At 69.8% G+C, this 18,818-nt stretch carries 24 protein-coding genes; 11 read left to right on the top strand and 13 right to left on the bottom strand.

The genetic code is table 11. The annotated features are described in order from the left end of the window. Window positions 1–69 precede the first annotated feature (69 nt). Window positions 70–1,128: a DUF4192 domain-containing protein gene (locus AWB92_RS10765; RefSeq protein ID WP_085185424.1), complete on the top strand. Its 1,059-nt coding sequence runs from the start codon at window positions 70–72 to the stop codon at window positions 1,126–1,128. Window positions 1,129–1,151: 23 nt separating this feature from the next. On the opposite strand, the gene AWB92_RS10760 is transcribed toward AWB92_RS10765, so the two are convergent. From AWB92_RS10760 to AWB92_RS10750, 3 genes are all read right to left on the bottom strand, one after another. Then, complete coding sequence (locus AWB92_RS10760; RefSeq protein WP_068107269.1) at window positions 1,152–1,847, bottom strand: metal-dependent transcriptional regulator; 696 nt, start codon at window positions 1,845–1,847, stop codon at window positions 1,152–1,154. A gap of 138 nt (window positions 1,848–1,985) precedes the next feature. After that, window positions 1,986–2,945, bottom strand: coding sequence for a sigma-70 family RNA polymerase sigma factor SigB (gene sigB, locus AWB92_RS10755; RefSeq protein WP_067006623.1), 960 nt, complete (start codon window positions 2,943–2,945; stop codon window positions 1,986–1,988). A 148-nt stretch (window positions 2,946–3,093) separates the two neighbouring features. Further along, the gene (locus AWB92_RS10750) at window positions 3,094–3,495 is read right to left on the bottom strand and encodes a DUF3099 domain-containing protein (RefSeq protein WP_085185422.1); all 402 of its coding nucleotides are present in this window, start codon (window positions 3,493–3,495) and stop codon (window positions 3,094–3,096) included. 45 nt (window positions 3,496–3,540) lie between these two features. On the opposite strand from AWB92_RS10750, the gene AWB92_RS10745 reads away from it, so the two are divergent. Beyond that, on the top strand, window positions 3,541–3,780 hold the full coding sequence (locus AWB92_RS10745; protein ID WP_068187956.1) for a DUF3039 domain-containing protein: 240 nt from the start codon (window positions 3,541–3,543) through the stop codon (window positions 3,778–3,780). Here the strand turns inward: AWB92_RS10745 and AWB92_RS10740 are convergent, their stop codons facing one another. Both AWB92_RS10740 and AWB92_RS10735 read right to left on the bottom strand, forming a co-directional pair. Beyond that, on the bottom strand, window positions 3,781–4,758 hold the full coding sequence (locus AWB92_RS10740; RefSeq protein WP_085185420.1) for a YihY/virulence factor BrkB family protein: 978 nt from the start codon (window positions 4,756–4,758) through the stop codon (window positions 3,781–3,783). Between the two features lie 65 nt (window positions 4,759–4,823). Continuing rightward, the gene (locus tag AWB92_RS10735) at window positions 4,824–5,009 is read right to left on the bottom strand and encodes a hypothetical protein (protein ID WP_067156959.1); all 186 of its coding nucleotides are present in this window, start codon (window positions 5,007–5,009) and stop codon (window positions 4,824–4,826) included. Window positions 5,010–5,117: 108 nt separating this feature from the next. Between AWB92_RS10735 and AWB92_RS10730 the strand changes: the two genes are divergently transcribed. Beyond that, window positions 5,118–5,483 (top strand): DUF952 domain-containing protein, encoded by a 366-nt coding sequence (locus AWB92_RS10730; protein WP_085185418.1) that lies wholly within the window; start codon window positions 5,118–5,120, stop codon window positions 5,481–5,483. Here AWB92_RS10730 and AWB92_RS10725 read toward each other — a convergent pair. Then, window positions 5,468–5,845 (bottom strand): RidA family protein, encoded by a 378-nt coding sequence (locus AWB92_RS10725; protein ID WP_085185416.1) that lies wholly within the window; start codon window positions 5,843–5,845, stop codon window positions 5,468–5,470. The genes AWB92_RS10730 and AWB92_RS10725 overlap by 16 nt on opposite strands. Window positions 5,846–6,023: 178 nt before the next feature. Here AWB92_RS10725 and AWB92_RS10720 point away from each other — a divergent pair, with 178 nt between their 5' ends. Both AWB92_RS10720 and AWB92_RS10715 read left to right on the top strand, forming a co-directional pair. Next, window positions 6,024–6,449, top strand: coding sequence for a nuclear transport factor 2 family protein (locus AWB92_RS10720; RefSeq protein WP_085185414.1), 426 nt, complete (start codon window positions 6,024–6,026; stop codon window positions 6,447–6,449). 28 nt (window positions 6,450–6,477) lie between these two features. Continuing rightward, window positions 6,478–9,123: an FAD/NAD(P)-binding protein gene (locus tag AWB92_RS10715; protein WP_085185412.1), complete on the top strand. Its 2,646-nt coding sequence runs from the start codon at window positions 6,478–6,480 to the stop codon at window positions 9,121–9,123. On the opposite strand, the gene AWB92_RS10710 is transcribed toward AWB92_RS10715, so the two are convergent. Continuing rightward, window positions 9,120–10,685 (bottom strand): RNA polymerase sigma factor, encoded by a 1,566-nt coding sequence (locus AWB92_RS10710; protein ID WP_085185410.1) that lies wholly within the window; start codon window positions 10,683–10,685, stop codon window positions 9,120–9,122. The genes AWB92_RS10715 and AWB92_RS10710 overlap by 4 nt on opposite strands. A gap of 178 nt (window positions 10,686–10,863) precedes the next feature. After that, window positions 10,864–11,670 (bottom strand): polyphosphate--glucose phosphotransferase, encoded by an 807-nt coding sequence (gene ppgK / locus AWB92_RS10705; RefSeq protein ID WP_085185408.1) that lies wholly within the window; start codon window positions 11,668–11,670, stop codon window positions 10,864–10,866. A gap of 101 nt (window positions 11,671–11,771) precedes the next feature. Here ppgK and AWB92_RS10700 point away from each other — a divergent pair, with 101 nt between their 5' ends. Continuing rightward, a complete protein-coding gene (locus AWB92_RS10700; RefSeq protein WP_085185405.1) occupies window positions 11,772–12,638 on the top strand; it encodes an inositol monophosphatase family protein in 867 nt (288 codons plus the stop codon). Window positions 12,639–12,642: 4 nt separating this feature from the next. Here AWB92_RS10700 and cei read toward each other — a convergent pair whose 3' ends face one another. Beyond that, a complete protein-coding gene (cei, locus tag AWB92_RS10695) occupies window positions 12,643–13,293 on the bottom strand; it encodes an envelope integrity protein Cei (protein WP_085185403.1) in 651 nt (216 codons plus the stop codon). Window positions 13,294–13,473: 180 nt separating this feature from the next. Here cei and AWB92_RS10690 point away from each other — a divergent pair, with 180 nt between their 5' ends. Further along, entirely contained in the window at window positions 13,474–13,776 is a 303-nt protein-coding gene (locus AWB92_RS10690; RefSeq protein WP_036468275.1) for a DUF4193 domain-containing protein, read from the top strand. A gap of 4 nt (window positions 13,777–13,780) precedes the next feature. On the opposite strand, the gene AWB92_RS10685 is transcribed toward AWB92_RS10690, so the two are convergent. Continuing rightward, the gene (locus AWB92_RS10685) at window positions 13,781–14,266 is read right to left on the bottom strand and encodes a DUF3093 domain-containing protein (protein WP_068107288.1); all 486 of its coding nucleotides are present in this window, start codon (window positions 14,264–14,266) and stop codon (window positions 13,781–13,783) included. A 48-nt stretch (window positions 14,267–14,314) separates the two neighbouring features. On the opposite strand from AWB92_RS10685, the gene dut reads away from it, so the two are divergent. Both dut and AWB92_RS10675 read left to right on the top strand, forming a co-directional pair. Beyond that, on the top strand, window positions 14,315–14,767 hold the full coding sequence (gene dut, locus AWB92_RS10680) for a dUTP diphosphatase (protein WP_068107290.1): 453 nt from the start codon (window positions 14,315–14,317) through the stop codon (window positions 14,765–14,767). Then, window positions 14,764–15,498, top strand: a complete 735-nt coding sequence (locus AWB92_RS10675) for a DUF3710 domain-containing protein (protein WP_068107293.1) — start codon at window positions 14,764–14,766, stop codon at window positions 15,496–15,498. Before dut ends, AWB92_RS10675 begins: the two co-directional genes overlap by 4 nt. Before the next feature lie 55 nt (window positions 15,499–15,553). Here AWB92_RS10675 and AWB92_RS10670 read toward each other — a convergent pair whose 3' ends face one another. Then, the gene (locus tag AWB92_RS10670) at window positions 15,554–16,252 is read right to left on the bottom strand and encodes a hypothetical protein (RefSeq protein WP_085185401.1); all 699 of its coding nucleotides are present in this window, start codon (window positions 16,250–16,252) and stop codon (window positions 15,554–15,556) included. A gap of 136 nt (window positions 16,253–16,388) precedes the next feature. On the opposite strand from AWB92_RS10670, the gene AWB92_RS10665 reads away from it, so the two are divergent. Next, window positions 16,389–16,757: an OB-fold nucleic acid binding domain-containing protein gene (locus tag AWB92_RS10665; RefSeq protein WP_068189609.1), complete on the top strand. Its 369-nt coding sequence runs from the start codon at window positions 16,389–16,391 to the stop codon at window positions 16,755–16,757. After that, complete coding sequence (locus AWB92_RS10660; RefSeq protein ID WP_085185399.1) at window positions 16,754–17,425, top strand: DUF3159 domain-containing protein; 672 nt, start codon at window positions 16,754–16,756, stop codon at window positions 17,423–17,425. Before AWB92_RS10665 ends, AWB92_RS10660 begins: the two co-directional genes overlap by 4 nt. Here AWB92_RS10660 and AWB92_RS10655 read toward each other — a convergent pair. Together AWB92_RS10655 and AWB92_RS10650 are read right to left on the bottom strand one after the other, a co-directional pair. Beyond that, window positions 17,422–18,096 (bottom strand): TrkA family potassium uptake protein, encoded by a 675-nt coding sequence (locus AWB92_RS10655; RefSeq protein ID WP_085185397.1) that lies wholly within the window; start codon window positions 18,094–18,096, stop codon window positions 17,422–17,424. The two genes, AWB92_RS10660 and AWB92_RS10655, sit on opposite strands and share 4 nt — an antisense overlap. Then, window positions 18,093–18,776 (bottom strand): TrkA family potassium uptake protein, encoded by a 684-nt coding sequence (locus AWB92_RS10650; RefSeq protein ID WP_142282042.1) that lies wholly within the window; start codon window positions 18,774–18,776, stop codon window positions 18,093–18,095. Before AWB92_RS10650 ends, AWB92_RS10655 begins: the two co-directional genes overlap by 4 nt. Between the last annotated feature and the right edge of the window lie 42 nt (window positions 18,777–18,818).

Raw genomic sequence — 18,818 nt, 5'->3', positions numbered from 1 at the left:
CACAGACGAGCGGCCCGATCCCGTCGCGGGGGCACGGCCCGACGGTGCCGCCCGTCAGCGTTGGTGCCCATGACGACGCATCAACCTGATTTCAAGCTCAATCGCCCCGGCGCGCTGATCGCGGCGCTACCGGCCGTTCTCGGCTTCGTTCCGGAGAATTCATTGGTCCTGGTGTCCCTGGAAGGCGGGGAACTGGGGGCCGTGATGCGGGTCGATCTCTCAGAGGAACTCGTCGACCGCGTCGGGCATCTGGCCGAAGTCGCCGCCGCCGCGAGGCCTCAGGCGGCGATCGCGGTGATCGTCGACGCGAACTGCGCGCACTGCCCGGGGTGCAACGAGGAATACCGGCTGCTGTGCGACGAGCTGGCAGAGGCGTTGTCGCAGAGGGGAATTCAACTCTATGCCGCGCATGTGGTGGATCGGGTGGCCCGCGGCGGGCGCTGGCATTGCGTGGACGGCTGCGGCTCCGGCGGCTTCGTCGACGACCCGTCGGCGTCGCCGTTGGCCGCGGCGGCGGTGCTCGACGGCCGGCGGCTCTACCGCCGGCGCGCCGACCTGCAGGCCGTCATCGCGGTCGACGACCCGGCGGGCGCCGCCGAGTTGGCCGACGCGGTCCGGCGCCAGGCGGCACAGCGCGAGGTGGCCCATCGCGCCGATCCCACCGGGTGCGCGCGCCGCGACGTGCAAGACGCGATGGCCGCGGCCTCCCGCGTCGCCGGCGGCGAAACGCTGTCCGCGGCCGAGCTTGCCGCGTTGGGCTGCGCGCTGAGCGACGTCGAGGTGCGCGACACGCTGTACGCCCTGGCGGTCGGCGACCGGGCGGGGGAGGCCGAGTCGCTGTGGGCGCTGCTGGCGCGCCGCCTGCCGCCGCCCTGGCGGGTCGAGGCCCTGGTGCTGCTTGCGTTCAGCGCGTACGCCCGTGGCGACGGCCCGCTCGCGGGGGTGTCGCTGGACGCCGCGCTGCGTTGTGATCCCGAGCACCGGATGGCGGGGATGCTGGATCAGGCGCTGCAGTCCGGCATGAAGCCCGATGACATCCGGAAACTGGCGGCCACGGGCTACCGGCTGGCCAAGCGGCTGGGGGTGCGGCTGCCGCCGCGACGCGCGTTCGGGCGCCGGGCGGGATAGTGGCGGCGATCGGTGCTGGCCGCTCAGACCTTCTCGACCTTGACGGCGTGCGCCATCTCGTGCGGCAGCGTGACGTTCTCGTGGCCGGGAATGAGGATTGTGACCCCGCCGCCGGACGGGCTGGTCTCGACGGTGACCCGGGCATTGGGAACCACGCCGGCGTCCTTCAGGCGGGTGATCAGATCGATGTCGCCCTGGACGTGTTCGGTGAGCTGTCGCACGACCACCGCGACCGGAGATCCGGCGGGCAGCTCGGTCAACCGGACGAGATTGATGCCGTCGGCGCCGGAATCGGGGCCCACCCCGAGGTCCAACAGGCCCGGAATCGGGTTGCCGAACGGGGAGGTGGTCGGGTTGTTCAGCACCTTCACCAGCCGGCGTTCGACTTCCTCGCTCATCACGTGCTCCCACCGGCATGCCTCGGCGTGCACTTCCTCCCACGGGACCCCGATGACGTCGACGAGCAGTCGTTCCGCGAGGCGGTGCTTGCGCATCACGGAGATGGCCAGCGCGCGGCCCTTGTCGGTGAGCTCCAGGTGGCGGTCCCCGGCGACGTGGAGCAGGCCGTCCCGCTCCATGCGGGACACGGTCTGGCTGACGGTCGGCCCGCTTTGTTCGAGGCGTTCGGCGATCCGGGCACGCAGCGGCGTCACGCCCTCTTCTTCGAGGTCGTAGATGGTCCGCAGGTACATCTCGGTGGTATCAACCAGCTCGTTCATCCAGCACCCTCCATTGACGCTGAGTCTACTTGGCCAGCTGCAAGAATGGGCCCAACGCCTCTTGCGGATGTCCCCGGCAAGCAGTATGCCCGCCGCTCGCGCGACGGGCATACCGACTTGCTACTAGCTATGGACGTATCAGCTGGCGTACGAGCGCAACCGATCGGCGCGCTCGCCGTTGCGCAGCTTGGACATCACGTCGCGCTCTATCTGACGGACCCGCTCGCGGGACAGCCCGAACAGCTTGCCGATCTGATCCAGCGTGCGCGGCTGGCCGTCGTCCAGGCCGAAGCGCAACCGGATGACCTGGTGCTCGCGCTCGTCGAGAGTGGCCAGCACACTGCGGATGTCGGTGTGCAGCAGCTCGGCGATCACCGCGTTCTCGGCCGACATCGCCTCGGCGTCCTCGATGAAGTCACCGAGCGGCGCCTCCTCCTCCGAGCCGACGGGCATGTCCAGGCTCACCGGGTCGCGGCTGTGCTCCAACAGGTCGTTGATCTTCTCGACCGGGATGCCGGATTCGGCGGCGAGTTCCTCGTCGGTGGCTTCGCGCCCGAGGTTCTGGTGCATCTCCCGCTTGATCCGCGCCAGCTTGTTGACCTGCTCGACGAGGTGGACCGGCAGCCGGATGGTGCGGCTCTGGTCGGCCATGCCGCGGGTGATGGCCTGGCGGATCCACCAGGTGGCGTAGGTGGAGAACTTGAATCCCTTTGTGTAGTCGAACTTCTCCATCGCGCGGATCAGACCGAGGTTGCCCTCCTGGATGAGGTCCAGCAGCGGCATGCCCCGACCCGTGTAACGCTTCGCCAGCGAAACCACCAGCCGCAGGTTCGCTTCCAGCAGGTGGCGGCGCGCCGCCTGGCCATCGCGCGCGACGGCCTCCAGGTCGCGTTTGCGGTTCTCTCCGAGGCGCTTACGCGTTTCCAGCAGATGCTCGGCGTACAGGCCGGCTTCGATCCGCTTGGCCAGCTCTACCTCACCCGCCGCGTTGAGCAACGCCGTTTTGCCGATGCCGTTGAGATAAACGCGCACCAGGTCCGCGGCGGGGCTTTGAGCATCCAGATCGCCGTCGATCCTGCTTGTGCTGGCGTTCGCCATAGCGACCTCCCGTTCGGCTTTGCACTGTCAACACGTCTAACGATGGATCCGCCCTGGGAGTTCCCGCCCGCGCGTGATCTCACACGCCTTGACGTGCACAGATGTGCCGACGACCTGAGAATGTCCTGAGAAGTGCGCCCCTTGGCGGCTAGCCGGAACCGTCGTTGTGCGGTCGCCGCGGTTCGAGCGCCGGGCGCTCGGCCGTGGGGAACAGCGGAGTGCGCCGCCGCGTCTGGTCGAACCGCCTCGGCTCGTCGGAGCGGCGCGGTGGCCGGTCGTTGGCGATCAGCACGGCCATCCACGGCAACGGCACCGAGGCCGCCACGATGAGCAGTGAGATCAGGCCGTTGTGCCAGGCGCCGTAGGCGACGGCGGCCAGGATGAGCGCCGGGATCCGAAACGCCATCAGCGTCAGGTACTTCCGCACCCGGGCGCGATGCTCCTCCTCGTAGGAGGGCGCGGCGGAGGTGATCAGGACGGGACGGCTGGTGTCGTCGAAGCCGTCGAACCCTGGCTCTTCGCCGCGCTTCATATCTCCACTGTCCCACAACCAAACGATTCCGGTACCGGCGAGTCAGGGGGCACAATGTGAGGCATGCAGACCCAGACGATCGAACGCACCGAGACCGACGAACGCGTCGACGACGGGACCGGCAGCGATACCCCGAAGTACTTCCATTACGTCAAGAAGGACAAGATCGCCGAGAGCGCCGTCATGGGCAACCACGTCGTCGCGCTGTGCGGCGAGGTGTTTCCCGTCACCCGGGCGGCCAAGCCCGGCTCCCCGGTCTGCCCGGAGTGCAAGCGGATCTACGAGCGGCTCAAGAAGGGCTGATCAGGCCGGCGGCTCGGCCGTCGCGACGTCGGACGGCGCCGCGGGCAAGTCGACTACTCGCTTGGGGGCGGTCCGGCGCGTCAGCAGCCAGTTGCGCAGCCGGTGGGCATGCGTCCTCGGCGCGGGGAATTCCTCCTGGATGGAGGCGTTCAGCTCGGCGCCGAGCATGATCGCGAAGCCCCCAAAGAACGCGAACAACAGGAACGCGATAGGCGTGGACAGCGCGCCGTAGGTGTAACCGGTGCTGGTGATCCACCGCAGGTAGAAGCGCAGGCCCAGCGTGGCGATCAGGAACACCGCCGTGGCCAGGATGGCGCCCAGCACCAGCCGGTGGCTCGGCAGCGGCACCGGCAGCGCCACCCGGTACAGCAGCATGATCCCGATCATCAGCCCGAGGATCAGCGCCGGGTAGTAGCCGTAGCGCAGCACGTTGGCCAGTCCGACCGGGATGTGTTCGCTCACCTTGCGCGGTCCCACCACCATCACCGGCGCGGCGATCACCACGAAGACCAGCATCACCACGTACAGGAACAGCGAGAAGAACCGCTGTCGCACCGGGTGTCGCAGCGGGGTCTGGTCGTGGGCCTCGACCACGGCGTCGACGAACGACGAGATCGCCGACGATCCCGCCCACAGCGAGATCAAGAAACCGAGCGAGACCACTTCACCGCGCGCGTTGGCGGTGATGTCGCGGATGGTGGGCTCGATGATCTCGTTGACGACGCTCGGCGAGAAGAAGCTGTGCGCGGTCGAGATGATGCTCTTCTCGATCGAGGACAGCGTGTCCTTGCCGAACAGCGGCGCCACGTAGGCCAAGCTGCCCAGCATTCCCAACAGCAGGGGCGGGGTGGAGAGCGCCGACCAGAATCCCGCCTGGGCCGACTCGGAGAAAATGGAGTCGTCCCAGCTCTTGGCCAGGGTTCTGAGACTGATTCGCCGGACGTGGTGGCGGGACGGCCGCGCGGCTTGGACGCTCATACCCGTCCAGCATTACCGATGACCGCCCGCGCAGCCCACATTGGCCAGGGGTGAGTTCGGCGGAACTAGCTTTCGCTGACCTCCAGCACGGCGTCCTGCTCGGTCAGCTTCGACTGGTGCTGGTTCGCGTGGTGCTGGCAGAAGAGAAGCTCAAGTCCGGAAGGCAGCTTGGCGCGGACGCGAGCGGCGGCACCGCAGCGATCGCAGCGGTCCGCTCTGGTGAGCTCGGGACTGGTCAGAGTTGCGTACATGGCTTCTCCGTTCTCGTTCATTCACTGTCTCAGACGTGTGGCGTTTTCGCCTTGTTCCCCGATCGTTATCGGGTGTGTCGTTTCTCACGGGTTTTAAGCTGAGCGACCGTGACCGTTCTGGTGCACCTGTGCGGGCGTGAGGAGTGGTCCCGCGCCCGCGATCGGGGCGGGATTTCGCCCGACGCGCCGGGGCCCGACGGCTCCCGGTTCATTCACCTGTCGACGCCCGAGCAGGTGCATCTGCCCGCCAACCGGCTCTACCGCGGCCGCGACGACCTGGTCCTGCTGCACATCGACCCGGCACTGCTGGACTCGCCGGTGCGCTGGGAGCCCGGGGTGCCAACGGACCCGCAGTCCATGCGGTTCCCGCATCTGTACGGCCCGCTGCCGGTGCGTGCTGTGATCGGGGTCACCGCTTATCCGCCTGCCGCGGACGGCACCTTCCCGCCGGCCGCGCCTCAGGAGCCGACGTAGGCGTCGGCCTCGATCTCCACCAGCAGCTCGGGGGCGATCAGTGCCGACACCTCGACCATGGTCGCGACCGGACGGATCTCGCCGAAGAATTCGGCGTGCACCGCGGCGACCTCACGCCAGCGCGAAATGTCGGTCACGTAGATGCGGGTGCGCACCACGTCGGTGAGCTCGGCGCCCGCCTGCTTGAGCGCAATCGCGATGCGGCGCAACGCGTCTCGGGCCTGGGCGGCGATGTCGCCGGCGGGTCCGGCGCCGGTCGTCCCGGCCACCGCCACGTGCGGGCCGACCCGCACCGCCCGCGAATAGCCCACCGTCGACTCGAAGTCGGAGCCGGACGACACCAGTCTGCGGTTGGTTGACATGCGGTCACGGTACGCGCGATTGGCTTGGCCACCAAAGGCTTTACGTGCGCGGTCGTCGGTGGTAGGAGTGCTGTGTGGGTAAAGCAGCCGCGTTGGCCGTGACGCGTGTCAATATCGGCACGCCGAACCTCGGAATCCGCACGGCGCAAGGCGTTTTCGTGTTCGTCGGGGTGGCGCGATGACGCCCGGCATCTCGGCGGACGCGCTCGCCGCGCAGGAGGCGCGTTTCGCGGGGGCGTTCGCGGCCGGCGACGTGTCGGTCGTGCGGGACCTCTATCGGCCCGACGTTGTGTACGTGAGCCCGACGGTGCGCCTCTTCGACTGGCCGTCCCCGATCGAGGGCGTCGAGCGCACGCTCGAGTTCATCGCGCTGACCATCCGCGGCTGCGCGGACATCCGCTACGAGGCAGTGGATTACGCCATCACGCCCGGCGCCGACGCGGCGTTCGTGCGCGTCGAATTCGACTGGGACCAGGGCGGCCAACGCCTGCGCTCGACGTACGTGGTCCTCTACCGCTACCGCGACGGCCGGATCGCCCGCCAGGAGCTGTACTACGACCCCAGCGGCGCGCTGGAGCAACTCGATCCGTCGAACCGGAATTGACCGGCGACGGCCGATATAGCATTCCGCCATGATGCGCGTCGCGATCGTGGGCGGCGGTGCCGCGGGCCTGCTCGCCGCGGTCCAGCTGCGCCGGCGCCAACCGCAGGCGCAGATCACGCTGATCGACGCGTCCGGTCGTCCCGGCACCGGCGCGGCCTACGGAACCGACGACCCGACCCACCTGTTGAACGTTCCCGCCCAGCGCATGTCGGCGTGGCCCGACGACCCCGATCACTTTTGCCGCTGGCTCGACGAGCGGGCCGTCACCCCGGTCGAGAGCTTCGCGCCGCGCCTCGCATACGGCCGCTACCTGCGGGAACAGCTTGCGGCCGCCGACGTGCGGATCGAGTGCGCGGAGGTCGTCGGGTTGGTGCCGGGCGCGCCGGCGCGCCTGACCCTGGGCGACGGCCGTGCGTTGTCGGCGGACGCCGTCGTGCTCGCGACCGGGCGGCCCGCGGGCGGCATGCCCGAATCGCTGGAGCGCGCCTTCGCCCCGGTGTTGGCCGTGAACGCGGACTCGGCCACCGACGGCAAGGTCGTGGTGGACCCCTGGGCGCCGGGCGCGCTTGCCGCCCTGGCCGCGCGCCGGCCCGGCAGCGTCCTGGTGATCGGTTCGGGACTCACGGGCGTCGACGTCGCGCTGCATCTCATGGCGCGCGGCGCCGCGGTCACCCTGCTTTCGCGGCACGGCACGCTCCCGCGCCGGTTCCGCGCCACCGGTGCACCGGCCGAATTACCCAACGTCGACGCCCTCGCCGCCGACGTCTCGCTCGACGCATTACGCACCGCGCTCGCCGCGGACCTCGCGTACGCGCGCGAAAACGGTTGGGACTGGCGACAAGTCATCGACGCGCTCCGCCCGCGCACCCCCAAGCTGTGGCGGTCGATGGGGTGGGAAGACCAACGCCGGTTTCTGCGGGAAGACCTGCGGCAGTGGGAGGTGCTTCGGCACCGCATGCCGCCGACGATCGCCGATGCGGTCTATCACGCGATCAACGGTGGCCAGCTGAGCATCGAGGCGGGTGAGGTCGCCGACGTGTCGCTGCGCGGCGACGGCGTCGAACTGGTGGTCACGACGAGCTGGCGATCGATGCGCCGGCGCGGGGACGCCGTCGTCGTCGCCACCGGCGCCGTGTGGGATCGGCGGTCCCTGCAACGCTCCCCGCTCTGGGCGAACCTGCTCGACAAGGGTGTCGCGTCGCTGCACCCGTGCGGCGTGGGGGTGCGGCTCGATACGGACGGCTACCTCGTCGACGCGACCGGCAGTACGGTTCCCGGCGTCGTGTGTCTGGGCTCGATCCGCCAGGGCGAGGAGTGGGAGACCACCGCGATCCCGGAAATCCGCGCGCAGGCGGCCGCGATCGCCGAGCTGCTCGCCACCGACACACGCGAACGCCCGGTGCGGGTGCCCCGTCTCGTCGCCACTGGGCCGCGATCCACGGGTGCGTCCGCGGCGTACGCCGAGGGCGTGCGTCGGCTGCTCGCGGTTCAGGACGGCGCGTCGGTCGCCTTCGCCGAGGCGGTCGCAGACGATCCGCACCACGCGCGTGCGCACGTCGCGCTCGCCATGATCGCCACGGAACGGCCCGACCGCGCCGGCGGCCCCGACGCCGTCACCGGCCACCTCGCGCGGGCGCGCGCGGCGCTTGCCCGCGGCAGCGACGAAGACCGCAGCCACGTCGAGGCCATCGCGACGTGGTGCGAGAAGGGAAACGCGGCGGGTACCGACGCGCTCATCGACCACCTCGACCGCGTGCCGGACGACGCGGTCGCGTTGCTGGTGCTGGCGCCGTCGATCGCGTTCGCGGGGGCCGGTGACGCGTTACCGGACGCGTGGCAGTACGTCGAGCGATTCACCGGTGTGCACGGCGAGGCGCCGTGGTATCTCGGCTTGCGCGCCTACGGCCGCACCGAGCAGGGCCTCTGGTACGACGCGGCCGACCTGGCCGACGCCGCGCTCGAACTCGATCCGGGCAACGGCAATGCCGCGCACGCGCTGGCGCACGTGCACTACGAGACCGATGCGCACGGCGCTGGGCTGAAGTGGCTGACGGACTGGATCGCGGGCGACGGCAGCACCCAGCGCTACGTCCCGCACTTTCAGTGGCACGCCGCGCTGCACGAGCTTGCGATGGGCGACGCGGCCGCCGCGGCGCGCCGGTACGCCGCGTTTCTCGCGCCGCCGCACTCGAAGGATGTTCGTTGTCTCGTCGACGCCGGTTCCCTGGCATGGCGCGCGCGCCTACATCCCGACTGGGTCACCCCGCCCGACCCGATGGCGGTGCTCGCCGAGGCCGGCTCGCTCGCGTACACGCCCCAGACGCCCTTCATCGCGTTTCACGCGCTGTTGGTGCTGGCCGCCGCGAACGACCCGGCCGCGATCCGCGCGATCGATGTCCCCGGAGCCACCGACGCGCAGGCATCGACGCTGCGCCTCATCGGCGAGGGCCTCATCGCGTTGACCGAGGGCGAGCCGCGCGCCGCGCTCGACTATCTCATCGAATCGCTGCCCGGGCTCGGATCCATCGGCGGCAGCCGCGTGCAGCAAGAAGTCATCCTCGAAACGGCGTTGGCGGCGATGCTGCAGCTCGGCGCGCCGGGTCAAGCGGCGCGCCTGCTGTCGCGGCATCGCGCGGCCCCCGGACCGCCGGTGACCCGCGGTGCGGTGAACTAGTCGAGGTAGTCGCGCAGAACCTGAGAACGGCTGGGGTGGCGCAACTTTGACATGGTCTTGGATTCGATCTGGCGGATGCGCTCGCGGGTCACGCCGTAAACCTGCCCGATCTCGTCCAGGGTGCGCGGCTGGCCGTCGGTGAGCCCGAAGCGCAGCCGTACTACGCCGGCTTCGCGCTCGGACAGCGTCTCCAGCACCGACTGCAACTGGTCCTGCAGCAGCGTGAACGACACCGCGTCGACGGCCACCACGGCCTCGCTGTCCTCGATGAAGTCGCCGAGCTGGCTGTCGCCCTCGTCGCCGATGGTCTGGTCCAGCGAGATCGGCTCGCGCGCGTATTGCTGGATCTCGAGCACCTTCTCGGGCGTGATGTCCATCTCCTTGGCCAGCTCTTCGGGCGTGGGCTCGCGGCCCAGGTCCTGAAGCAGCTCGCGCTGGATGCGGCCCAGCTTGTTGATCACCTCGACCATGTGGACCGGGATGCGGATGGTGCGCGCCTGGTCGGCCATCGCCCGGGTGATGGCCTGGCGGATCCACCACGTGGCGTAGGTGGAGAACTTGTATCCCTTTGTGTAGTCGAACTTTTCGACCGCGCGGATGAGGCCCAGGTTGCCTTCCTGGATGAGGTCGAGGAAGGCCATCCCGCGGCCGGTGTAGCGCTTGGCCAGCGACACCACCAGGCGCAGGTTCGCTTCCAGCAGATGGTTTTTCGCGCGGTCGCCGTCGCGGCAGATCCACATCATGTCGCGGCGCTGGGCGGCGGGCAGTTTGTCGCCGCGCTCGGCGTGCTCGGCCATCAGCTGCGTGGCGTACAGGCCGGCCTCGATGCGCTTCGCGAGCTCGACCTCTTCCTCCGCGTTGAGCAGCGCCACCTTGCCGATCTGCTTGAGGTAGGCGCGAACCGAGTCCGCGGACGCGGTGAGCTCGGCGTCCTTGCGGGCTTGGCGCAGCGCCTCGGATTCGTCTTCGTCCCAGACGAAATCGCCGGAAGCCTTGTCCTTTTCGGAGGGCTCCGCGATTTCCTCTTCCTCGGCGGCGGCGGCGGTCTTGGTCTTCGCGGCGGGCGCGGCCGCGGCCTCCTCCTCGCCGTCCTCGGCGTCGTCCGCTTCGAGGTCGGCCTCTTCACCGTCGGCGGCCACGTCGACTTCGAGGTCGTCGAGGTTGAGGTCGTCGGCGTCGATGTCCAGGTCCTCGACGGGCTCGACCTCGAGGTCCGGCTCGGCGTCGAGATCCTCGACCTCGACCTGGGCGTCGGCGTCGAGCTCGAGGTCGGCGTCGCCGTCCTTCGTGCCTTCGGCCGCCGCCTTCGTGCCGCGGCCGGACGGCGCCTTGGCGCCCTTGGCCGCGGAGCGGGCTTTCTTCGGGGCCTCGTCGGGCGCTGCGGCCTCAGGTCCCCGGGCGGACTTGGCGGCCCGCGGCGCGGCCTTGGCGGCCCGTTTCGCCGGGGCGGCGGCGCCATTGGCGGCCTTCGCCGGCGAGCGCTTGGCGGGGGACGATGGAGACTTCGTGGCGGTGCGTTTCACCGGCTCATCGGTCGCCGGGCTTGCCTTGGTCGCTGCCACTTACACCCCTTCGGTCGGACGCACTTTCGGTGGGTTTGGGCATGGTTAACCGAAAGTGTCTGCTATGTCGAATGTCGGCGTTGGAGATCAGCGTGAGTGCTCGCACGCTTTCAGTCGGGCGGTCGCCGAGCACCATTGTAACGACAGCGCGCGCTCCTACCGGCCTACCGGGCAAAATTCAGTGCGTCACGTCCGAGGTGGCGGCCATCGCCGCGCCGACGATGCCGGCGGTGTTTTGCAGGGCGGCGGCCACCACCGGGGTGCGGTTTTCCAGGAGCGGCAGCCATTTGTCGGCCTTGCGGCTGATGCCGCCGCCGGCGATGAACAAATCCGGCCAGATCGCGTTTTCGATGGCCACCAGCACCCGTGTGACCTGCTGGGTCCACTTTTCGTAGCTCCAGCCGTTGCGTTCTTTGACTGACGACGCCGCGCGTTGCTCGGCCTCCTTGCCGCCGACCTCGAGGTGGCCGAATTCGGTGTTGGGAATCAGGGTCCCGTTGTGGATGACCGCGGACCCGATCCCGGTGCCGAACGTGAGCAGCACGACCAGGCCCGATTGTTCGCGGCCCGCGCCGTAGCGCTCCTCGGCGAGCCCGGCCGCGTCGGCGTCGTTGAGGATCGTGACGTCCTGGCCGTTGAGTTCGGCGCTGATCACGTCCCGCGCGTTGGTTCCGATCCACGCCTTGTCGACGTTGGCCGCCGTCTGCACGACGCCGTGGGTGACGACGCCGGGATAGGTCACCCCCAGGGGCCCGGTCCACCCGAACCCGTTGACGACCTCGGCGATGGCCTTGGCGACCGCCTGCGGCGTCGCCGGTTGCGGGGTCAGCACCTTGATGCGTTCGCCGATCAGCAGCCCGGTGTCCATGTCGACGATGCCGCCCTTGATGCCGCTGCCGCCGACGTCGACGCCGAACCCCCGGCGCTGCGGCTTGCCGGTGGCCGCGTCGGGTGGCGCGCCCGTGATCGAGTCGGTGCTGGTCATCGAAACTCCTCGGCGAGACTTGGCCTGTCCGATCACCTTAGCTCCACCGGTACCCCGGCTGGGGGTCTGCGCGGCCGTGGCGTCTGTGATGCGATGGACCGGTGACGCGACCTGATAACGAGCCCGCGCGACTGCGTTCGGTGGCCGAAAAGTTGGCCGCCGAGGCCGCCGAGTTTGTGGTTCGCCGGCGCGCCGAGGTGTTCGGCCCGACGGCGTCGGTCGCGGCCGATGGCGCGGTGCGGTCGAAGACCACCCCGACCGACCCGGTGACCGTCGTCGACACCGAGACCGAGCGGCTGTTGCGCGACCGGTTGGCCCAACTGCGGCCCGGCGACCCGATTCTCGGGGAGGAGGGTGGCGGGCCCGCTGACGCGCAGTCCGGCGCGGTCACCTGGGTGCTCGATCCCATCGACGGCACAGTGAATTTCGTCTACGGCATCCCTGCCTACGCGGTGTCGGTGGGCGCGCAGATCGACGGCGTCTCGGTGGCGGGGGCGGTCGCCGACGTCGTCGCCGGGCGCGTCTACTCGGCGGCGACGGGCCTCGGCGCGCACGTCACCGACGATCGCGGGACGCGGCCGCTGCGCTGCGCCGCCGTCGACGATTTGTCGATGGCGTTGCTGGGCACCGGGTTTGGTTATTCACGGCGGCGCCGGGCGAGCCAGGCGGCGTTGTTGGCGCACATCCTGCCTGCGGTGCGCGACGTGCGCCGCATCGGTTCCGCGGCGCTGGACCTGTGCATGGTCGCGGCGGGCCGGTTGGACGCCTTCTACGAGCACGGGCTGCAGGTGTGGGACCGCGCGGCCGGCGCGCTGATCGCGGCCGAGGCGGGCGCCCGCGTCCTGGTGCCCGAGCCGAACGGCCCGGTGGGCAGCGAAGGGTTGGTGGTGGCCGCCGCCCCCGGAATCGCCGACGAGCTGCTGGCCGCTCTGCAGCGGTTCGACGGCCTGGGGCCGCTGCCGGAATGACGGGTCAGCAGCTGCTGGCGTGAATCTTTTGCAGCAGTGCAGGATCCGACGGTTCGGTGGCGCCGGGTCGCAGGCTGGCCAGCACCGCGTCGATGTTGTCGTTGTGGGCCAAGGAACCGAACTCCGTGCCGAGGGACAGGTCGACGGAGTCGTCGGCGCGGTTGTCGTTGTACAACTCCGCGCACGGCGCCACGAGCCACACCGACGCCGCGGTCGCCTGGCCGGCCGTGCCGAAGCGGATTTGGCCCACGCAGTTGAGCCTGGTGCCGGCGTAGAGGGGGTCGTTGGCGGCGGTCGGCTGGGCGAAGCCCAGGTCCTTCATCGCGCCGGCGACGTCGCCGGCCTGCCCGCCGCGGCCGCTGGCGTTGAGGACGCGGACCTTGGTGTCGGTGAGTTTGGCCGGGTTGACGTCGGCCATGGCGCTGCGGGACACCTGCTCACCGAGTTGCGGCGCCGCCGATCCGGGCGGCTGCGGCGGCGGGTTGCACACCACGGCCTCGTGCACCTTCGCCGGACGCGTCAGCGCCACCGTCCACACCACGGCGGTCGCCACCACCAGCAGCGCCACGACGACGATGGCGGGCCGGGGGTTGCGGCGCCTAAAGGGGCGTCCATGCTTGTCAAACGCGGTACCCTCGGTGATTTGCGCGACCACATGGGAACTCTAACTGCACCGTTTGAGACTCAAGACAAGGGTCAATTCGGGGTTGTGACGTAAATCACACCTTAATGGTAGGGGATACGGGCACGAATCATTTGGTGGATGCGTTCGACGCTGGTACAAAGCGTTGCTTGAGGTTAACGAGGCCTGTTGAGGGGATAGGGCGGGATTGATATGCCTACCGACTATGACGCTCCGAGGCGCACCGAGACGGACGACGTCTCGGAAGACTCGCTGGAGGAGCTCAAAGCACGGCGGAACGAGGCGGCCTCGGCCGTGGTCGACGTGGACGAATCTGAATCCGCCGAGAATTTCGAACTGCCTGGCGCCGACCTGTCCGGCGAAGAGCTGTCCGTTCGCGTCATCCCGAAGCAGGCTGACGAGTTCACCTGCTCGAGCTGCTTTCTGGTTCAACACCGCAGCCGTCTCGCCAGCGAGAAGAACGGCGTGATGATCTGTACCGACTGCGCAGCCTGATCGGTCAGCTGCGTAATGCCGACAGCACCCGCTCCGGGTGGCGGCAGCTCACCAGCCAGTACGGCGTGGGGTCGTCTGGGTCATCGAGGACCACCAGAACCATCGGGCCGACCCATGCCCGGTGCAGGACGTAGGCCGCCGGGTCGAGCTGACGGCCGAGGGCTGCCGACTTCGCGGTGGGGGCTATCTCGGCGGAACGGGCGATGACAGTGACCGGCAGGTGTGCCTCGCCGGCCCACAGTTCGACTCCGCCCGGGGCGGCCGGGTCCGCGGTGACGCGGATCTCGACGCGGCCCAGCCACAGCAGCGTCCCGGCGGCCACCACGAACAGCGTTGCGTACGGCAACCAGTCGGGCAGGGAACGAACACCGAGGTTGACTTCGAAAGCGATTAGCGCCGCCAGCCCGAAAGCCAATGGCCACCACCACCATGGCACCCAAAGGCGTTCGCGATATCGCACGTTGTGCGGCGCGACGCGGGTAGCAGACACGGGGTCAAGGGTAGTCTGTGGCCCCGTGTCGACCAGTCTGGCTTTGAAATGAAAGTTGTGCGCCTCGACCCCGAGCTTCCGCTGCCCAGTCGCGCCCACCACGGCGACGCCGGGGTCGACCTGTACAGCGCGGAAGACGTCAAGCTAGACCCGGGGCAGCGGGCTTTGGTGCGAACGGGCGTTGCGGTCGCGATTCCGTTCGGGATGGTGGGGTTGGTCCATCCCCGCTCGGGATTGGCTGCGCGGGTGGGGCTTTCGATCGTCAACAGCCCGGGCACCATCGACGCCGGCTATCGCGGCGAGATCAAGGTCTCGCTGATCAACCTCGACCCGGCGGAGCCGATCGTGGTGCACCGCGGTGACCGGATCGCCCAATTGCTGGTGCAGCGGGTCGAATTGGTCGAGCTGGTCGAGGTGTCGTCGTTCGACGAGGCCGGGCTGGCCGAAACATCCCGTGGCGATGGTGGTCACGGTTCCTCCGGCGGACATGCGAGTTTGTGATGGCACTTGGTAGATCAGGCAAAGACGACAGCGACGACGCGGTCGAGACGGAAGCTCCCGCGGATCCGGTCGACGAAGAGTTCGAGGACGAGCTCGAGGGCCCGTTCGACATCGACGACTTCGACGACCCGGCGGTCGCCGAACTGGCCCGCCTCGACCTGGGTTCGGTGCTCATCCCCATGCCGGAGGCCGGCCAGCTGCAGGTCGAGCTGACCGAGACCGGCGTGCCCAGCGCGGTGTGGGTGGTCACGGCCAACGGCCGTTTCACCATCGCCGCCTACGCGGCCCCCAAGACGGGCGGCCTGTGGCGCGAGGTCGCCGGGGAGCTCGCCGAGTCGCTGCGCAAGGACTCGGCGAAGGTCAGCATCAAGGACGGCCCGTGGGGCCGGGAGGTGGTCGGCACCGCCCAGGGCGTGGTGCGCTTCATCGGGGTCGACGGCTACCGCTGGATGATCCGCTGCGTCGTCAACGGGTCGCACGAGACCATGGAAGCGCTGGAGCGCGAGGCGCGAACGGCGTTGGCGGACACCGTGGTTCGCCGCGGCGACACACCCCTGCCGGTGCGCACGCCGTTGCCCGTGCAGCTGCCCGAGCCGATGGCCGAACAATTGCGGGCGGCCGCGGCCGCCCAGCAGCAGCAGGCCCAGGAGCAGCCGCCCGACGAGCCGGCGGCCCGCCGCAGCGCCGAGGGATCGGCGATGCAGCAGCTGCGCACGACGACCGGCGGCTGACTACGTGGCGATCGCAAGCGCGGCGTAGCCGGGCGAAGCGGGTCGCCACCATCGACTACAGCTCGGCCAGCGCGGCGAGGCAGGCGGCGCCCAGCGCGGCGGTGTCGGTGCCCATCTGATCCAGTGTCACGGTCCGCAGCGCCGCCCGCGGCGCGGCGGCGACCCAGTCGACGGCCACCTGCAGCGGGTGGATGGGGTCGTCGACCGCCGCGGCCACCGCCAGCGGCGCGGCCAGCCGGGCCAGGTCGGCGCAACTGGGCGCGACGTAGGCCGCCGCCTCGTCCATCGCGTCGGGCAATAGCGGCCATTGGGCGCGCCAGGACCGGGTCAGCTCGTCGGCCAACCACGGCGGGCTGGACGCCCGCATCTGCGTCGTCGTGGCCGCCAAACCGTCGGCGCGCAGCTGCGCCGCCGAGTGTCGCGCCGCCAGTGCGGCCGGCGCGTCCTGCGGGGCGCCGGCCCACGCGGGCAGCGCGGCCAGGACGGCGACCGTGCGCTCGGGATGGGCCAGCGCCCACGCGGCCGCCACGGCCGCGCCGATCGACACACCGCCGACGCCGATCGGCCCGTCGCGCGCCGCGTCGTCCAACGCCGACAGGTACCCGTCGATCAACCGATCCGGACGCGGCGACGGGGCGACCAACGTGGCGCCGACATCGCGCAACGGGTGAGAAAACGCCCGGTAGACGTAGTCGTCGTCGGAGCCGGTTCCGGCCAACAACACCGTCGCGACACCGCGCAGATCGACAGTCACCCTTCGATATTGCCCGGCCCGCAGACAGCGTCCAACATCACGTTTCGTTCTGTTGGCACCGGGGAACCAAGAGGTCTACGGTGTCCGTTGGCATAGAGAAAGCGCCGAAGCTTTATCACCAGTGTCAGGAGGGGCCATGGGGGCCCAAGGGTATCTGCGCCGGCTCACCCGTCGATTGACGGAGGACCCGGAGCAACGCGATTCCGAAGAGCTGTCGGACGAAGTCGACAGCGCCGGCGCGCAGCGTGCGATCGATTGTGAGCGTGGCCAGGAGGTCACCATGATCGGCACCCTGCGCAGCGTGGAAACGAACGGCAAGGGTTGTTCCGGCGGGGTCCGCGCGGAACTGTTCGACGGCACCGACACGGTCGCGCTGGTGTGGCTGGGTCAGCGCCGCATCCCCGGCATCGACTCCGGCCGCACGCTTCGGGTGCGGGGGCGAGTCGGCAAGCTCGAGAACGGGACCAAGGCGATCTACAACCCGCACTACGAAATTCAACGGTGACCGTCCCCGGCGATCGGGGAACCGTAACTAATAATCGCGTTGCCCCGGAGCGGCTGCTGACCCAGGTGGGCGGGGTGAGCGGCCTGATCTACTCGTCGCTGCCGGTGGTCGTCTTCGTCGCGGTGTCCAGCCTGTCCGGTTTGGTCGCCGCCATTGCGTCCGCGCTCGGCGTGGCGGCACTGGTGTTGGTGTGGCGGCTCATTCGCCGCGAATCCACCCAGCCGGCGTTTTCGGGTTTCATCGGCGTCGCCGTCTGCGCGCTGATCGCCTACGTCGTGGGGCAGTCGAAGGGCTATTTCCTGCTTGGGATCTGGATGTCGCTGCTGTGGGCGGTGGTCTTCGCGGTCTCGGTGCTGATCCGTCGGCCGCTGGTCGGCTACGCATGGAGCTGGGCCACCGGCCGTGACCGCGGCTGGCGCGCCGTGTCGCGGGCCGTGTACGCGTTCGACATCGCCACGCTGTGCTGGACCGTGGTGTTCGCCGCGCGATTCGTGGTCCAGCGGCTGCTCTACGACGCCGATCAGACCGGGTGGCTCGGGGTGGCGCGGATCGCGATGGGCTGGCCGCTGACCGTGCTGGCCGCGGTGGCGACGTACGCGGCGATCAGGGCCGTGCAGCGCGCCCTGCCGGCCCCCGACGAAGCCGGCGCCGCGGAGACCGCGGACTAGCCTGCGGGCTCCGCTTCCGGCAGCAGGAGCTTCTGCAGCTCCTCCTCGGCCTCGGTGACCGCGACGAAGAGCAGTTCGTCGCCGCCCTCGAGCGGCTCGTCGGCCTCCGGCACGATCACCCGCGGGCCGCGCAGGATCGTCACCAGCGCGACGTCCCGCGGCAGCTGCAGCCGGCGCACCGGCTTGCCGCCCCAGGGCGTGTCGTCGGGAAGGGTGATCTCGACCAGGTTGGCCTGCCCGCGGCGGAATTCCATGAGCCGCACCAGATCACCGACGGCCACGGCCTCCTCGATCAGCGAGGCCAGCATCCGCGGCGTGGACACCGCCACGTCCACGCCCCACGCGTCGGTGAACAGCCATTCGTTGCGCGGATCGTTGACCCGGGCCACCACCCGCGGCACGGCGAACTCCGTCTTGGCCAACAGGCTGAGCACCACGTTGACCTTGTCGTCGCCGGTCGCGGCGACGACGACGTCGAAATCCTCCAGGTGTATCGACTGCAGCAGGCTCAGCTCGCAGGTGTCGCCCAGGCGCCAGTGCGCGGCCGGGATGGCGTCGACGTCGACGTGGTCGGGGTTGCGTTCGATCAGGGTGACGTCGTGGTCGTTCTCGACCAGCTCGCGACTGACCGAGCGGCCGACCGCGCCCGCCCCGGCGACGGCTACTTTCACTTGACGGCTCCCGCCTCGAGGTCCTCACTGGGCGGCAGCGCCGCAATGGCCACCGCCTCGGCGGCGCGGCCGGAGATGGCGGCGATGTAGACCTGGTCGCCGGCCTGGATGACCGTCTTCGGCTCCGGCAACACGCCCGTGCCGAACCGGATGACGAACGCAACCCGCGCGCCGGTGGCCTGCTCCAGCTCGGTGGCGCGGTGCCCCACCCATTCCTCGTGCAGGTCGACCTCGGCCACGGCGACGGTGCCGGTCGGGTCGCGCCACTTCGCGGTCTCGCCTTCCCGGGTGAGCAGGTTGAGCAGGCGGTCGGTGGTCCACGGCACCGTGGCGATGGTGGGGATCCCCAGGCGCTCGTAGACCTCGGCGCGCTTCGCGTCGTAGATCCGGGCGACAACGCGCCGGACACCGAAGGTTTCCCGGGCCAGCCGGGCCGAGATGATGTTGGAGTTGTCCCCGGACGACACCGCCGCGAAGGCATCGGCTGCCTCGACGCCGGCCCGCAGCAAGACGTCTCGGTCGAAGCCCTGGCCCAGCACCCGCTCGCCCGCAAACTCGGGGCTGAGCCGGTTGAACGCCGTGCTGTCGCGGTCGATGACCGCCACGTCGTGGCCGATTCGGGAGAGCCCGTCGGCCAATGACGAGCCCACCCGGCCGCAACCCATCACAACCACGCGCACATGAGGTCCTTCCGGCGGATTCGGCCCGTCGACGAACATTGT

Source organism: Mycobacterium sp. IEC1808 (assembly GCF_002101935.1).
Lineage (GTDB): Bacteria > Actinomycetota > Actinomycetes > Mycobacteriales > Mycobacteriaceae > Mycobacterium.
The sequence above is the reverse complement of the archived record's forward strand: the minus strand, read 5'-3'. Positions and strand labels throughout refer to the sequence as shown.